This is a genomic window from Caballeronia sp. S22 (assembly GCF_964261745.1).
GTDB classification, from domain to species: Bacteria; Pseudomonadota; Gammaproteobacteria; order Burkholderiales; family Burkholderiaceae; genus Caballeronia; species Caballeronia jiangsuensis.
Genome location: NZ_OZ180039.1, coordinates 221,317 through 237,473 on the forward strand (window position 1 = coordinate 221,317; position 16,157 = coordinate 237,473).

Consider the following 16,157-nt stretch of genomic DNA (forward strand, 5'->3'; position numbering starts at 1 on the left):
GGTTCATCGTACCCGCGTTTACCCTTGGCGCGAAGCCGAATAAAGATATTTACGAGTTTAGGTACCACAAGGCATCGACATTCCGATGGGAGGTGGCAACACGGTCATCGTTTCCGGCGGGCGACCCTGCCGTCGGCCGGGGGGCGGTCCAAACGCGCAGCTAGGCAACCAAGACGAAACGTACCCGCTTCCTTCCACGGATTGAGCGTTGCCGATCCGCATTGAGCCACTCTATATCGAGCAGCAGCCAACTTCTGATCAGGCGGCAAGTGCCTAATTTGGATGATGTGAAGCACATCAGAGCGGCGGCGTCGGCGGCAAAAGGCCATAGATGCCTCGATTCGGCGATGGCTCGCATTGCTCATGAGGAGCGCAGGATCCCCCTGGTGCCTTAGCGCTGAACATTGGCTCGCGAGCATTGACAACAGGCACGTCGCGACGGATAGCAGCTTTGGTAAGGCGACCCGGATTACGAGAGAGGCCATACTGAAATCTGGAGCGGAGTCGTCGCAGAGACACAAGCGACAACAGGGCGGCCTGTACTGCGGCTCGCCGACGGAACAAGCGGCAGTTCAGCATGGTTGTCCGACCGCCCTCGTGTCAGAAAAAAATTACGGCGCTGGCGGGTTCAGGCCGCACGTCGCCAAGCCCCCAGTGAACACCAGAAAATCCGCGCGAGTGAAGGGCCGTTGAGCATTGCAATCGGCCGTTGCTTTCGCGGCAAACCGAATGGCGGCAAGGGGTCCGAAAGTGTGCGTTGCCGCCGACGCTTGGCGGACTTGCCGTGATCGGACAGGCGCGGTTTCGCCTGCCGGCGGATGCAACTAATCGTCTATGTTTCCCTTCCCCTTGAATTGCAACGAGCTCGCGAATTCCGGGGCCGTGTCTGCAAAAAGAGGAGACTAGCCGGTCAACCACTTGAAAAGTCAGCCTCCGTCAGGCGGACATGACTCGTTGGCCGCGCCCGCAGCTTTCGTCGGGCGACCGCTTCGATCCGAGCGAATCCGTCCCTGAACACGCTCACCAATCGGCTATCGTCCGCGTTGGGCGCAAGCCAGAAAAAGACTTCTAAGCAGCCGCGCGGCACGACACACGTTACGCTTTCTCCGCGCCAATCGATCACGAAGCTGAGCATTTGTTTGTATGTACAGATCTGGGGTTCGGACACAGGGACTTTCATGAGCGGAGTGGCGGTTGGCGGACGGAATCGGCAGGTACGTTCATCGGGATGGTTGGGTGACTTCGCCAAGTTTCACCAGTCTACCCGGTGTTTTTCTTCGGTCTCCTGATGCCGCCGATCGTCGTCGACGTGCAAATAAATGCTGGTTGTTGTCAGCGATGCATGTCCGAGGTTGTCGCGCACCATGCGCAGGTCAATCTTTTGGTCGGCCATGTGCGAGCCGGCACTGTGCCTGAGCCAATGCGCGGAGGCCTTCTCAAGCAGATCGGCGCGTGAGCTTGCCGCATCGTCGCGCTCCCGCAGACGCGCGGCGGCACCCGCGAACACATCCTTGACGATGACGTGCAGCGCCGCGCGCGTAAGCGGCGCGCACGTCTTGGTGCGTTCGTTCGACGCCGTGGCGCCTATCGGCAGCACGAGCGGTGTGTCTTCATTGGGCGACGGCAGAGCGCTCAAGCCAAGGTGCTGCCGATAGCGGGACAGTTCCATCATCATCTCGCGGGTGGCCGGCACGAGCCGTTGCTTATCGCCTTTGCCGTGAACGGTGAGCCACCAACGCAGCGCGACGTCCGCATCGTGTCGCACGAAGAACTGGCCCATGGTATTTGCGCCGACCTCCGCAATGCGCAGCCCGCCGAGATAGAGCAGGGTGAATAACCATCGGACGCGGTACGCGTGGGCTTTTCCCCGGTCCGTTTGCTTGGGCATCGTCGCAATGAAGTCCTTGACCTCCTGCCACACGCTTGGCTCCAGATAACGGGTGATGCGAGGCGCTGCGTGTCGGGTCCGTTGGCGCGAGAGCGATAGCGGATTGCCGGCGAGATAGCCGGCCTGCACCAGCCACGAGAACATCACGTTCAGGATGACGGTTGCCTGGCGTTGGCTGGACGACGAGAGCGGCCCATAAAACGGCCGCCAGCGCGCGTCGCTGCGCGGATGCTTGCGCCCGCCCCCGGCCACCCACGTGCCGGCAGGCTGCGGATCGGCGAGAAAATGCTGATAGCGCAAGCAGTCTTCGTGGGTCAGAGAAGAGAGGGGTTTGCCCATCTCGACGACCGACCAGAGCAGAAGGCGCTCGGCCTCCTTGCGGTAACTCTCGAAGGTGGTTTTCGTGTCGACAAAGCGTGACAGCCATGCGCGGATCGCATCGAGGTCGTGATCGGCGGCAATCTGGGCGCGCCCGGTCACTGCACGATTCAGCCCCGCGGAGCCGTCCAGCTCGGCTGGAATGACGAGCGTTTCGAGCGGTGCCGGCTGCAATGCATACGGTGGTGTGGTCGGCGCAGCGGGTTGTGAAGTCACGTTCGTTTTGGCGGCAATTCCGCATAGAATTATCAACATTATACGGTTAATGTCAAATCCAAGGCGCCGATGAGTTAGATAAATAGCGAAATACGTTGTATTATCATTGCATTCTCGGCTCTTACCCGCTTATGTCCGAACCACTTTCCGACGAAACCCGTCTCGCGTCCGATATCGAGCGCCTCAAGATCGAATTCCCCAAGACGCGCGAACTCTACCGTGAGGTGTGTGCGCTGCTGTTTTTCCGCTTCGGCGTCGCGCCGACCGCCAATCGTCTCTACAACCTGGTCCGCCGCGGCACCATGAGCACGCCGGCCTCCGTGTTGAGCGAGTTCTGGGCAGAGCTGCGCGAGAAAAGCCGGCTGCGCATCGAGCACCCGGACTTGCCGACGGACTTGAGCGAAGCGGCGGGCGAGCTGATCGGGACGCTCTGGACTCGGGCGGCGACGTCTGCCCAGGCCGAACTGACGTCCCTGCGCGACGAAGTCGAAGCGAGTCGCGCCGAGGCAGAGCAAAAGGTCGTCGCCGCACGGGAAGAACTGGGTCGCACGGAAACGGCGCTGGAGCAGCGTACCGCGGCACTGCTAGCGGCCCAGGTCGAGATTCGGGAATTGGAGCGACAGCAAGCAGAAGAGGCCGCCACGCGTAAAGCGCTCGAGGCGCAGATCAAGCATCTAAGCGAAGAGGCCGTCGCTCGCGAGCGGGAGCTGGAGAAGGTGCGCGACACGTTCTCGCGTGATCTGGAGAAGCTTCGTGAGACCGCGAGCCGTGCCGAGGAGCGCGTGCGCGCGTCGGAAAAGCGGGCGCTCCTGGAAATCGATCGGGAACGCAGCGCCACAGCAAAGGCTCAGAAAGAATTGGCCGAGGCGGCCAAGCGGGCAGACAAGCGAGAGGCCGAGCACCGTCGCACCATCGAAGCGCTGCAGGAGCAGCAGGGCGATGTGCGCCATCAGACCGGGGTGCTCCAGGGCAAGCTCGCCGCGCTCGAAGCGGCGCATCAGTCACTTCAGGAACAGTTGAAGTCGCTGCGCACAGCGGCGCGGCCGTCCACGCGACGTGTGCCCACCGCCGAAGCCAGTCCGCCAGCTAGGCGAGCCGCTCGAAAGGCAGCGGCAGTCAAAACGGCGAGCGTGAAAGGTCGCCCGTAGATATTGATCGGATGGCGCTGCGCAGCGGCGCGGTCCACGGCCAGTTAACGTCGAAGTCGCGCCGACGGCCCAAAAGGAGAACAGATGAGAAGATCAGCAGAGAACAAATTGAGGGTCGTGGCGGTGCGCATCGACCCCGTCATCGAACAGCGCTTGCGGGTGCTCGCGGAGGCAACGGGGCGCAAGCAGTCGTTCTTCCTGCAGCGGCTGATTGAGGAAGGCATCGACGCGATGGAAGAAATCTGGCTGTCGCCGGACACGTTGGCCAAGGTTCGAAACGGTGGCTTGCCCGAACTGCTCAGTGCACACAGCACCACCTCGGATCTGTTCGACCTGGATGCGACCGGCGCAGCCTCGTAGCAGTAGCGGTGGCCACATTTCAAAACCGATCGCAAAGATCGCGTTCAATTTCACTTGAGAGGAAGGGATTCAATGAACAAGCAGGAACTGATCGACGCAGTTGCATCGGAGTCGGGTACAAGCAAGAGCGCCGCTGAAGAGGCGATCAATGCCGTGTTGAACACCATTTCGAAGGAAGTGGCGGCAGGCCACGCCGTTCAACTTGTTGGCTTTGGTACCTTCGGAAGTGGCGAGCGGGCAGCACGGACGGGTCGAAACCCCGCGACGGGCGAAGCGATGGAAATTGCGGCCGCGAAAACCGTCAAGTTCACAGCGGGCAAGGCATTCAAGGATGCCGTCAATCAGGCTTGAATACAGCGAGGACCGGATGCGCGCTTGGCGGCAGACGACCCAGTTGTCTACTGCCTCGCCGATCGAGTGACACCCGGTCAGAAAAGCTGTGTCTCGAGGGGCACGAGGTTGACCCATTTCACCGCCGTGCGGCGCTCTTGTCCGTCCGGGTGAATCGAACGGATCATCACGCGTTGCCCGCGCGCTTCACCCATCACCTCGGCAATGCGATCCTGGTAACGCACCAAGGTCCCGCGCGCTGGCTTGCGCTTAAGTTTCGTGCGACGAGTGGGAGCGGGCATAGCTTGACGGCCGGGCACGCAATGATGTGCGATTATGCCTGTCGTCACGCAGCTGCGGACGTTTCGCCTGCTCGAAAACCTGTGAGAACACACCATGCGTCGTATTGCCGTTCGGACCTCGCTGATTCATGGTCGAGGCGTTTTCGCGCTCACCAACATCGCCGCCGGCGATCCAATCATCGAGTACAAGGGCGAGATCATCACGGCGAAGGAAGCGCAGCGCCGGGTCCAGCGGTCGACGGCGGAGGATGGACGTACTTTCTTCTTCAATCTCGACGACGGTCGTATGCTCGACGGCGCCCGAGGAGGCAATTCGGCGCGCTGGATCAATCACTGTTGCGCCCCCAACTGCGAAGCGGAGCAGCAAGGGGATCGGATCTTCATCCACGCAACCCGCGCGATTACAGAGGGGCACAGAACTCTTCATTGACTACCGGTTGGGTGTCGAAGGGCGCAGAACAACAGCGCTGAAACGGATGTACGCATGCCGCTGCGGCGCGCGTCGCTGTCGAGGAACCATGCTGGAGGCCCGTCGGTAGGGATCGGTTACTACGGCACCATGAGGTGGTGTGAGAACGACCACTGAAACGTGGGGTGACAGCTTCCTCGACGCGGTGAAATCGATTAGCCTAAACGCGCCTTCGCATGAATCCTTCTTGAGCGTGACGTTGATCGCCCTTCGTCAAGAACTCAGCCGCTTGCACGCCGGCCTGTTTGACGTGTACATGGCGACACGGAGCGTGCGGCATCGATGATTCAGCGTGTGCCACCGGCTTCGCTTCTGAACGGTTGCTGCGGACTTTTTGCTGGAATGGAACATAAACGCGCGCCGAGATGATGCCGCTAATGCTGGCTCTGCCTGCTCGATATCAAGTGAACAGTCCGCGCGATGATGCCAGAGGTCCCAATGCAGTCATCCCGAGTTGTCAATCATCCTCGAAGAGGGCCGGCGCGCTGCTGCGCAAAGCATCAACGCACTGATGAGGGCAACCTATTGGTTGGTCGTCCGTCGGATCGTCTAATCTGAGCAGGGTGGACAGGGCGGGCGGCATAGGACAGGCACTTTCGCAACGTCTCGTCTGACGGGGCTGGTTGGATGAGGCTTTGGCGCTGACAATCTGAAGTTGATGCGGCTCCTCTACCAGAGCTATCCGCCGGGCGAGGTTTCCGAATCGGTGATTTGGAAATCTCCAACACGCCCGTCCAGAACGAAAGCCGGATCACCGATTCGGGACTTTTCCCTTGCGCGGTTGGCCGAGCGCCGTCGCTCGCTATCCAACACGTTCAGTCGTCGGTCCGGTGATCGGCCTTTGCGGACATTGAGGTCGGTCGTGTTTAGCGTCTGCACCCCGGTGGATTGCTGACCTTGCCGGCGTCGCGCGACGGGACAGCAGCTACCGCCGTCAGCGAACTAACACTCACGACCCGAAGCCGTCTCTCGAACCTTCAGCTCTTCAACGGCACCTGTCAGAGTGAACCGGTCACCTAAATTTCTGACAAAAAAAATAGGTGGGCGGCCTCAAAAGCGAGGTGCAACACCTATCTCGTATAAGGTGTTGCAATGCCCGACAAAACTATTTCATACCAGCATCTTCAACCTGAAGAACGCCTCGCCATCGCAAGCCTACGACTGCAGGATGTGAGCATTCGGGCCATGGCCCGAATGCTCGGTCGCTCGCCGTCCACCGTGAGCCGTGAACTGACGCGCAACAGCTCTCCTGCTGGCTACGCATCCGTGCCAGCTCAAGCACTATGCGCCGCCCGCCGTAGCGCTGGGCGCGGCCCCGCCAAGCTTTGCACGCAGGGCGTTCGCTGGCGGGTTGTGCTCACGTTGCTGGACTGGAAGTGGTCGCCCCAGCAGATATCGGGCACACTTAGGCGAATGTATCCGACCGACCCGACCCAGCACGTATCGCACGAAACCATCTACACGGCTATCTACGCTCAGCCGCGCGGCGAACTGCGCCGCCAGTTGATTGCCTGCCTGCGCCACGGCCACAGTACCCGTATGTCCCGCACACGCGGCACAGACCGACGCGGGCAGATTCCCGAGATGGTGAGTATTCACGTGCGCCCGCCCGAAATCGAAGACCGCCTGCTGCCTGGACACTGGGAAGGCGACTTTATAAAAGGCGCCGGCAACCAATCCTCCGTTGGCGTACTGGTTGAGCGCACCAGCCGCCTGGTGTTGCTTGCCAAGATGGAGGATGCTACGGCCGCCTCAGCTCTGGCGGGCTTCTCGGCCAAACTCAATTCGATTCCTGAACCCCTGCGCCAGAGCTTCACCTATGACCAGGGCAAGGAACTCGCGCGCCATCAGGAACTCGCCGCGGCCACCGGCGTGCGCGTGTACTTCTGCGACCCGCACAGCCCGTGGCAACGCGGCACTTGCGAAAACACCAACGGATTGTTGCGCCAGTACTTACCTAAGGGAACCGACCTCTCGGTCTACACACAAGACGAACTCGATGCTATCGCCGACAGCTTGAACAACCGGCCGCGCGCAACTCACGCGTTTCATTCACCGTTCGAGGTCTTCGCCGCCACGCTCGCCTCAGCAAGTCAACCTCAAGACGCTAAACATTAACCCCTTGTTGCACTTCGGCTTGAAACCGCCGTGCTTAGTTCCAGGCTGTGGGGTCAAGTTAGAGCTTAAGTTGGCCGCTCAGTGCTGTCCGTCTGGCCAAAACTGGGAAGCGCGCTCGTCCGCCGACAAGCGCCTCCGCCCAAATGCATTTGTTTGCATACCGACCGCGGTCTACCTTGCAGCTAGGTCGATGCCATGGGGACGATGGTGAGCTGCCAAACCGGAATATCGGCCGCACTCGTTTTCACGCTCATCTGTGTGACAACCGCGGCCTCCGAACAAGCGCCAGCGAAGACAGCTGAGGAGCACGTGACGGGGGGCAATGAGTATCGGTTCACCTTACCGACGAACCACGACGGGTCACTAGGAACGCCACCCGTGGGCAACAAACATTCGTTCCAAGCGACTTGGTTGTACGAGACAGGCGTGCCTCCTGGCGACGGAAATCAGAGCAGTAAGTTCGTGATAAACCCAACGAAACCTTCCTATCGAGAAGCGAAGTTCTGGGCCACCAATACGCCTGCGTTGAAGACAAATCCGTTCCTAGAGAAACAGCGAGAGGGAACAGAGGAAACTTCGGGAAGAATGCGAATTGGCGCAAAACTGGATAGATTGCGGCGAGCTCGGAGAGATCGAGGACAATACACGTCTTTCCGAAGAGGCAAACGAGTAACGAATTCCAATCGTCATAACGAAGGCGCAAAAGAAGATCAAACGGATCCATGGTATGCCGCCCCGCCTGCGAATACCGATGGACGTGTCTCATGTTCCCAACGCTTTGCGCGTTCCGTGCGACGATCTCGCTCCAATTCACGAGCGACATCGATCAGTGGGTCGGTGCCAGACAGCGCGCGACCTAAGCGGTCAGCCAGTTGCAAGGCGTGGCGGCATAGATCGGTCTTGGGTCGCTCACCACCACTCAGGTCCTGGTGATCGAGTAAGGCCCAACGCGCATGATCACATTGGATACAGTAGAGGTTATCGGGCAATCAGTTGATAGCGTATGTCACGCTGTCTCTAAAGGGACCCAAACAATGCGGACGGGAAGAAATCCGGTGGCGATGGCGGTGGCAATTTGGCTTCGGAATTAAACCTGGTTCCCGACTCCGTTTTTATCCGTATGCCCGATATTCCCGTGAACCGAGGAAAAACCTAGCCGCTCGTGGAGGCACCGTACAGACACTGTGTCAGTGTAATGCGCGAAAAGCGCGATCGCCTGCGATTTCACGGCGCTCGTTGGCGGCAACAGTTTATTCGACGGATGCACTGTGAACGACTCCTCGTGACAGAATTGTGTGCGGGCACTCATCAGCGCTAGCCGGCTAACGCTTAGTTCGTTCCTGTGCCCTTGGGTCTGTGGGAAAGTTTACGGAAGGAGTTAGTCTTCTTACGTGGTGACTCTGGCACTGAGCGCCTCTGCTCTTGCAAACCCGAATTCGGAAGCAGTTGATTGGCACCAAGGATAGCTCCGACGCCCGAGATCAAACGATTTAGAAGCAAGATAACTAGTGTGGTGCTAAACCCTAACAGAAATGGAAGCAGGAGCCGTGCAGCTTGCTCCCATTCGCTTCGCTGTTTGCCGGACGCGTCGGATGAAGCAGACGTGGTGGAGGAAACCGATGTAGGGGGTGAAACGGGTTTAGTGGATGGGGCTGGCACAAAGAATGGAAATCGTTCATTAGAAGAAAGGGAACGCTGATCGTTGTGACTTGAAGTCGCGATATTATCCCCGAAATCCCAGAACACCTGCCACGAGAAGGGCAACGATAACACGAGCCCGAAGAGCGCACCGATGATAATTCGAACAACGAGCATGCGACCGCTTGTCAAGTCGAAGGTCACATCTTCCTGAACAGATAACAGATTCATCGAAACAAAAGCAATTGCTCCTAGAGCTCCCATTGACACCAGCCATATTACATAGGGTATGAAACCAAAAAGCGAGTCCAGCCCAAGTCCTTCAAAAAAAACTACTGCTACAAGACTTAATATCACGAATACAAGCGAAAGAACTGCGGCAACTGGCAACCACCATGGAAATTGACTCAATAGAAATCTGCGCCGCTCTGCGTCATTTAAAAGTGAAAAGAGGTCCTCAAGCGCGGTTTCCACTTCTTGCCACTGGCCCGCAGTCGGCAACGAGCCCCACCAAGAGAATCTCACATTCTTCAACGATGCGATATGCATTCGCGCTTTGACTTCTGGACGGATTTCAACGCCGTTGAAAAGTACAAAAGCATACAAATCTCATAACAGCATTGTTTGTCGAAAAAATTTGAAATTTCCCACCTTGCACGCAAGAGCCAACTTGTGTCGGTCAGATTCCTGCTCTGTCGGCGCGACCTCGGGCATTTCATTTTCCCCTTGTTTTTTTGGAACAATCCCAGGAACTTTCGAAGGTGAAATCGTCATGGCGCTCTCCCACGACAAACGGTTCGCTAAGATGTTTCCTTGCGGTCTATCTTGATGGTATGAGAAATCGATAGGTACGCAAGGTCGATTTAGCGAGAGAAACTTCTTTGTCAGCGTCGCCGGCGTCCAAGATTACGTACTGCTGTCGTTGATACATCGATAGGCGCGTGCGGAATTCGGCAAGCGACGTTGCTACGCGTGGCGTGGCGCGGCGTGACGTGGCGTGGCGCGACCTTAATTTATCCAACTAATTGCAGATTACGGGTGGAGAACAATCCGAACATATTCGGGGGCGATCAATGCCCTGAACAGCAAGTCGGCCGCGAACGAAAAAGGGGAGCCGTACTGGGTATGTCGAGCGGTTCACTGAAAGCGGGTCGGGCCTTAACAATTCGGTTCGCGTGATATCACATTTTGCCGCGCGGCGCGAACCGTGCCCCTACCCCTTAATCAAGCGCCTCCGCTAGATTTGGCCTTTCATCAAGCGTGCTCGTCAGATCTGAGTAATGCAATGGGCATCGTAGGCAAGCCCAGTACGCCAGCGACCGGAAACTGAGCGGAGCTGGCGCCTGCATGTCGGGTCCGCGATATCGACTAATGTCTTTTCACAGCCGGCTGCCGAAAATCGCAGTTCGAGCGTTGTTCATCTGCACCGACCGTGCCCAAGCTGCCCTACACCCGATCCGAGGCCAACAGTCAACTCGCCCCCGCCTCAATGGCAGCTCCCTGCGCGCGACGGCCAAAGGACATCGATAACCTATCAAATTATCTCGCAAGATGTGCTCGTCGAAGTTCATCTGAACACGCGCATACAACGTCCCTTCGCTTTCCGGATCTTGCGGATCGCTGACCGTTTCGCGCGCTGCGCGAGAATCTTGCACATCCGTGGCAGACGGACCAGGCTTTTGCGTGGTAGCTGCACTATACCGCGCGTGAATAGGAGGCTCATGCGAGGTGCGACCCTCGCACTTTATAGGTGACACGTTTTGAACGATCTCTTTCGTTATTTGCATACATAATTTCGATCAATGAACCAGCAAAACAATCCAAGTCTGCGAAAAACATCGAGTGTTACTTATCCCACACTCACCTCTGTTTGCCGATTTACGCGAGTCGGCCACAGACTATTCTTTGTTAGACGCCTAGCGATAGGCGTCTAAAATTGAACGAACATTCGACCTTATTATCGAGGAAATGTGAAATGAAAAAGCTATTATTAATTCTCGTTGCTGTGATATCAATGTTATGTGAGAGCTCAATTGTCATAGCGGCCCCGGATCCAGGACCTACTCCCCCACCGTCGGGTAAGCCATGAGGACGTTGTCTGCAAGAGTAAATATTTCGGTATGGTCGACCAAATAGGCGCGTCTGTGTCAGCGAACAAAAAGAGGTTAGGTCCATTCGATCTCTTACAATGAACAATGCTATGGAGGCGGAGTGAAAAAAATCCTGTTTGTCATCTCCGACCTTCATATTGGCGGCGCTTATTCTGTGCCGAGCGATCCTACCGGGCGTGGATTTCGCCTTTGCACCCACGTTGATGTTCTAGCAAGCTTTGTTCGAGCCCTGATAATGGGAAGATCGAAGACTACCGAAAAAATCGAACTTGTTGTAAACGGAGATTTTCTGGACTTCTTAGCCGAAGAGCGGGGAGTCGATCAAGAAGACCCAGAAACTGGTACAAAATGGTCCCCTCTGTTTAATAAGCCTGTAGACGCCGCAAAGACGCTAGCACGGATGATCGATAGAGATCAAAATCTATTTGATTCGCTTAGGAATTTTTTGGGGGCCGGCCATAGGCTCACCCTCTTACTAGGTAATCACGACATCGAATTGTCATATCCGTCCGTGCGGCGACTTTTGATCACCTCACTCGATGCGGATGGAAAGGACTTTCAGTTTATATACGACGGCGAAGCGTACGCCGCGGGAAATGTTTTAATTGAGCATGGCAATCGTTACGATGAGTGGAATGTCGTAAGTCATGATTTTCTGAGGAGAGAGCGTTCGATCCAGTCTCGAAATGAAAACACGCCTGACATTGAACAAATTTTCGAAGCTCCCGCAGGAAGTTACCTTGTCGCCGGAGTAATGAATTTAATTAAAGAGCGCTACCCTTTCATCGATCTTCTCAAACCAGAAGGTGAGGCCGCTGTTCCAATTTTGCTCGCACTGGCGCCGGAATACCGGCGCCATGTGATCGAAATCGCGGGACTGTTGTGCAGGTCTAGGAAACACCGCATCGGAAAGAATGGACTCCCGTCGTTCGCTGCTGATATCTCCGATCATGGCGAACTGGCTTTCGATGGTGAGCAACTTGTTCAGCAAATTCTGCGAAAACGACTTTCGTCTGAAGACGTAGAAGCCCTTTATTCAGGTGCTGCCGGCGTGCCCGACTTCGACGTCGACGTCGACATTTCTGATGTTGGATCAAATGTATTATGGTCAAAAATCAAGCTTCTAACTGTTAGCCCATTTCAGGGGCTCGAGGAAAGACTGCAAACTTTATCTCACGTATTGCAGGCAGCAAAAGGTGATTTTTCGTTCGACACAAACGCGGAATCTGAACAATACGTGACCGCAGCGAAAAGACTATTGAAATCTAATTTCGAATTGGTCATCTTCGGACACACTCATCTCGCGAAGGATATTACATTCGAGGTTGGAAGATACATCAACACCGGTACGTGGGCCGACTTGATTTCGCTGCCTAAAATTTTGACCGGTATCTGGGATGCAGAAGATCGAGAAAATAAACAAACGGAGTTTCTGAACAACGTTCGCATTTTTGTCGAAGACATGCGGACATCAAGACTCAAACAATACCTGCGATTCCGCCCTACGTATGCCCGTGTTGCACTTGACGAGGCCGGACATCTCATCGAAGCAGGTCTTTTTGAGTATTCGGGAGAGGAGCGCATCTCGTGATATCTGATGCTATCGGGCGTCTCATAGTCAGTCGCCAAGACGGAACTGAAGCTAGAGGCACCGCGTTTCTAGTGTCGGATCGTCTTATTCTTACCGCCTTTCACGTAATCGGAAATCGAGGTGAAACGCTGAAAGGCGGCAAACCGGTCCTATTCCCTAAAGCCTCCTTTGAACTGAGTCACTACGCGCAAGAAGCTACCCTGGTCGAGGAGTGTTACGACGCTGTCGACGACTGGGCTATGTTGTCTTTGACTTCGCCCATCCCCGGTATACGTCCTATTCCAATGGGAGAACTTCAATCGGATGAGATAAATGACGGCGGGCGTATATTCTTCAAGACGTGGGGATTCCCCCGAGCTGGAAAGATCGCGGGGCACCACATCATGCTAGAAGGCCGCATACAGGATGCTTGCGCAAGATTCCAGGACTCCCTCGCTTTCCAGCTCTACTCTGAAAACGCGGCGGCAGATAAGGGCGCTGCGCTCAATGGACTTTCCGGTGCCCCGTGCATCGTAGACGGAGCGGCTGTTGGGATAATACGTGCGAACCTCGTCAGCACAGTAAATGAAAGTGGCGTGCTTTTCGGCGTTATTTATGCCTGCCCATTGACCGCCGATAGTTTCATCAAGCGGACTTCCCGATTCCTCTACATAGTAGACCCATTGCGTGGTCTGCCTGGACTTCCGCGGCAGAAACTTCCTTCAAAACCTTTTCAATATCTTCACTGGTATGGCGCCGAACACTGTGAAGTGTATTTCGGCCGCTCAAAGAAGATTAGGGAACTCTTCGCGAAAATCTCGGGCCTTAATGCGCCTAAGATCATCCTCGTTTATGGCGCGTCCGGTGTGGGAAAATCTTCACTACTTGCTTCAGCCGTACTTCCTCGCCTAATGAATGATTATTGCATCACAGTTGCTCGTCGCAACCTGACGCAGACGCTTGTTCAAACGTTTGAGAATCTTCAGAAGTGCATTGAAGACGAAAAGAGTAGGCGACAAAAACCGGCTATTTTTCTGCTGGATCAGATCGAGGAAGTCTATACCGATCCGAGAGTGAATGGCGACCAAGAGCTCAGCGAACTTGCTGGCAAGCTGTTCTCTTTCACAGAATCCCATCCGTCCACTCGGATAGTTCTCAGCTTTAGAAGCGAGTGGCTGGCGCCGATCCGCCGCCGCCTTGAGGAAGCGGACGTCTCATACGGTGAATCCTTTATTGAACGAATGTCGAGAGAGGACGTGATAGAGGTCGTGCGCGGAGTATCACGAACTAAGCGTCTACGCGAATTCTACGGTGTGACAGTCGACCCGGGCCTTCCCGACCAAATTGCGGGGGATCTGCTCAGAGACCCCAACTCCCCGATAGCCCCTATATTAAGCATCATCATGACGCGGCTTTGGGAGCAAGTTAAAAATTCCGATGATGCCGATAAAAGGCTTACAACTGATCTGTATGTCAGTCGAATGAGAAGTCGGCTCGATCTTGACCATTTTCTGAGCGAGCAATTAGACCTTCTTGCTGAAACACGCAAAAGCGAAATAGAGTCGGGATTGATTCTCAACATCTTAGTCCAACACACCACGGAGTTGGGTACGGCAAAGGAAATTGGTCAGGCAGACCTTTTGCGTGATTACCCCCGACTGTCGGCTACTGGCACCGATGGCCAGTCTATATTACTCACGAATTCGTTGATTTCACATTCACTATTATTTAGCGCTCGACGCGAGAATGCAGACGGCAATAACTCGTCGAATGAACTAGTAACGCGTCTTGCTCACGACACGCTCGCACCTGCAGTTGCGGCGAAGCATCGACTTTCGAACGCACCCGGACAACGCGCTCAAAGGATTCTTGAAAGCCGGGTGTCGAGCTGGGACGAGACCCACCCGCGAGAAGGTGTTCTTGATGCCACGAACTTAAAAATCGTTAAGTCAGGATTAGAGGCTATGCGCCGCCGAACGGAAAAGGAAAAAGCACTGCTAAAGGCCTCTGAGTCAGCCGTCGGGCGCATGCGCGTGGCAAGATTAACGATCGCAGTTGCGCTCATAATTGGGGCCGGGGTCTCGCTCTCGTTTCTTCTATATCCTCCTATTGGACAGTCCGAAGTTTTTGAAACGCCTTCAGGCCGATTCGAACACAAGGCATTTTGGATATTTAATAATACATGGCACTACTACTATCAGATGCCAAAGGCTGAGGCTGATGAGGCTCAAGAAATCGCTTACACATTCGTCGAAAGTAACGATAGGAGAGATGGAAAAATCTTACTAACGAGTAATCCCGCTTTATTTCAGCATCCTCTCGATTGGATGGCAGTAAAATTAGGGGGAGCCAACGCGGGACTTGATATTGAAATTCCGATATCGGGCTGTGTGGCTGAAGGAAGGGTAAACAGTAGCCACAGCTCGCAATGGCAAGGCCTGTTCATTATCCGAAAGCAAGTTACGGCGATAGACGAGTTCGCTAACAGCAGAGCGATAGACGATACACCGTCCGTCTACTACCACCCCACATATGGACGCTTTCCAGAAGGAGAATACGTGCGAGAAGGAGATCAGTGGGTGGAGAAGCCACCCGCGCAGGATGGGAGCAATCCACCAGTGACACTCACTCATCGCGAATGGTGTCGTGATAAAAACTACATTTATTTATGGGACCATACCCGTGTTGCCAGTTTAAGAACAACTTTGAAACAGACTGATGCTCATCTACCGGATCCGCCTTTGAAAGGTTCGGTAGTTATAATCATGTACGTACGCATTCCCCTTAAAGGAGGAGATGCCGACTGGTCTTATCACAATCCGATTAGCTGGGCGCAAATGTATCCAGTAATTCCTGCATCGACGGACCAGCTGCAGAAGGCCGCTTCAATTACGCAATAGCGCTTCACACATAGGAAGAGAACGCGAATAATGATCGGCGCCTAAATCGAGGTGACCAGTGAGTGTCAGCGAGACGCTGTTTGGCCAATTGTTAGCCTAGAGCGCGAGCATCGATTGCGCCAAATTTTCTTTCAACTAATGCTTCCGCGTATCGGCCGCTCTGAAACTTGACCATCGCGAAAACTTCAAGTTACATCGCCACGAACCCCAATAGAGAACGACGCACACGCCAAAGCGTTTTCTGGGGCGTTCGACCGGCTTTTATGCTCAGTGTAGCGCCCCAGAAATGTCACTCAAACTAAAAAGATTCATTGGAGATGGCTAGTCAAATCAGTTGTGAAGGCCCCTGAGCCGGAACGGGTAGCTATCGCTTCAGGCTTCAATTACTGTACACCGGTATTGCCAGATCCACCGGAAGAACTGCCAGTGCCTCCGCTCGACGAACCACTTGAAGAACTTCCGCTCGAAGAGCTACTTGAAGAACCTCCAGAGGAGCTACCACCGGAGTGCGGTGTTGGACCCGGTGTCTGCGCAAAGCTTTGCAACGAAAACAGAAAAACAAAAAGCGCAACGGTCCCTCTCATAGCCGCCTCCCCTTATCAGTAAAGTTTTGCATTCGAAACGTAATCGGATCCCAGCAAGTTCATGCGACCGATAGTTACTAAGTATAGGAAAAGATAAACAATCCGCTAGGAGATTCTTAGAACGGAGAGGCTTACGTTTCTAGGA

General features: G+C 55.2%; 11 protein-coding genes. 7 read left to right on the forward strand and 4 right to left on the reverse strand.

Going from position 1 to position 16,157, the window contains the following annotated elements; genetic code table 11:
* Positions 1 to 910: 910 nt before the first annotated feature.
* Positions 911 to 1,180 (reverse strand): DUF1488 family protein, encoded by a 270-nt coding sequence (locus tag ACEN42_RS32855; RefSeq protein WP_371882843.1) that lies wholly within the window; start codon positions 1,178 to 1,180, stop codon positions 911 to 913.
* A gap of 72 nt (positions 1,181 to 1,252) precedes the next feature.
* A complete protein-coding gene (locus ACEN42_RS32860; RefSeq protein ID WP_371882844.1) occupies positions 1,253 to 2,521 on the reverse strand; it encodes a tyrosine-type recombinase/integrase in 1,269 nt (422 codons plus the stop codon).
* A 92-nt stretch (positions 2,522 to 2,613) separates the two neighbouring features.
* On the opposite strand from ACEN42_RS32860, the gene ACEN42_RS32865 reads away from it, so the two are divergent.
* From ACEN42_RS32865 to ACEN42_RS32885, 5 genes are all read left to right on the forward strand, one after another.
* Positions 2,614 to 3,630 carry a DNA-binding protein gene (locus tag ACEN42_RS32865; RefSeq protein WP_371882845.1) on the forward strand — a complete coding sequence of 339 codons (1,017 nt, stop codon included), beginning with the start codon at positions 2,614 to 2,616 and terminating at the stop codon, positions 3,628 to 3,630.
* Positions 3,631 to 3,714: 84 nt separating this feature from the next.
* Complete coding sequence (locus ACEN42_RS32870; RefSeq protein ID WP_371882846.1) at positions 3,715 to 3,990, forward strand: hypothetical protein; 276 nt, start codon at positions 3,715 to 3,717, stop codon at positions 3,988 to 3,990.
* A 72-nt stretch (positions 3,991 to 4,062) separates the two neighbouring features.
* Positions 4,063 to 4,341, forward strand: coding sequence for an HU family DNA-binding protein (locus ACEN42_RS32875; RefSeq protein WP_371882847.1), 279 nt, complete (start codon positions 4,063 to 4,065; stop codon positions 4,339 to 4,341).
* Positions 4,342 to 4,716: 375 nt separating this feature from the next.
* The gene (locus ACEN42_RS32880; RefSeq protein ID WP_371882848.1) at positions 4,717 to 5,052 is read left to right on the forward strand and encodes an SET domain-containing protein; all 336 of its coding nucleotides are present in this window, start codon (positions 4,717 to 4,719) and stop codon (positions 5,050 to 5,052) included.
* 1,146 nt (positions 5,053 to 6,198) lie between these two features.
* On the forward strand, positions 6,199 to 7,209 hold the full coding sequence (locus tag ACEN42_RS32885; RefSeq protein WP_371881115.1) for an IS30 family transposase: 1,011 nt from the start codon (positions 6,199 to 6,201) through the stop codon (positions 7,207 to 7,209).
* 1,329 nt (positions 7,210 to 8,538) lie between these two features.
* On the opposite strand, the gene ACEN42_RS32890 is transcribed toward ACEN42_RS32885, so the two are convergent.
* Together ACEN42_RS32890 and ACEN42_RS32895 are read right to left on the reverse strand one after the other, a co-directional pair.
* A complete protein-coding gene (locus ACEN42_RS32890; protein ID WP_371882849.1) occupies positions 8,539 to 9,396 on the reverse strand; it encodes a hypothetical protein in 858 nt (285 codons plus the stop codon).
* Between the two features lie 60 nt (positions 9,397 to 9,456).
* A complete protein-coding gene (locus ACEN42_RS32895; protein ID WP_371882850.1) occupies positions 9,457 to 9,621 on the reverse strand; it encodes a hypothetical protein in 165 nt (54 codons plus the stop codon).
* Positions 9,622 to 11,058: 1,437 nt separating this feature from the next.
* Between ACEN42_RS32895 and ACEN42_RS32900 the strand changes: the two genes are divergently transcribed.
* Positions 11,059 to 12,549, forward strand: coding sequence for a hypothetical protein (locus ACEN42_RS32900; protein WP_371882851.1), 1,491 nt, complete (start codon positions 11,059 to 11,061; stop codon positions 12,547 to 12,549).
* Positions 12,546 to 15,428: a trypsin-like serine protease gene (locus tag ACEN42_RS32905; RefSeq protein ID WP_371882852.1), complete on the forward strand. Its 2,883-nt coding sequence runs from the start codon at positions 12,546 to 12,548 to the stop codon at positions 15,426 to 15,428. Before ACEN42_RS32900 ends, ACEN42_RS32905 begins: the two co-directional genes overlap by 4 nt.
* Positions 15,429 to 16,157: the final 729 nt, after the last annotated feature.

Bases quoted from the DNA above. Each gene is read 5' to 3' on its own strand.
- ACEN42_RS32880 (WP_371882848.1), top strand. From the start codon at position 4,717: ATGCGTCGTATTGCCGTTCGGACCTCGCTGATTCATGGTCGAGGCGTT.
- ACEN42_RS32855 (WP_371882843.1), bottom strand. From the start codon at position 1,180: ATGAAAGTCCCTGTGTCCGAACCCCAGATCTGTACATACAAACAAATG.
- ACEN42_RS32865 (WP_371882845.1), top strand. From the start codon at position 2,614: ATGTCCGAACCACTTTCCGACGAAACCCGTCTCGCGTCCGATATCGAG.
- ACEN42_RS32870 (WP_371882846.1), top strand. From the start codon at position 3,715: ATGAGAAGATCAGCAGAGAACAAATTGAGGGTCGTGGCGGTGCGCATC.
- ACEN42_RS32890 (WP_371882849.1), bottom strand. From the start codon at position 9,396: ATGCATATCGCATCGTTGAAGAATGTGAGATTCTCTTGGTGGGGCTCG.
- ACEN42_RS32895 (WP_371882850.1), bottom strand. From the start codon at position 9,621: ATGACGATTTCACCTTCGAAAGTTCCTGGGATTGTTCCAAAAAAACAA.
- ACEN42_RS32860 (WP_371882844.1), bottom strand. From the start codon at position 2,521: ATGTTGATAATTCTATGCGGAATTGCCGCCAAAACGAACGTGACTTCA.
- ACEN42_RS32875 (WP_371882847.1), top strand. From the start codon at position 4,063: ATGAACAAGCAGGAACTGATCGACGCAGTTGCATCGGAGTCGGGTACA.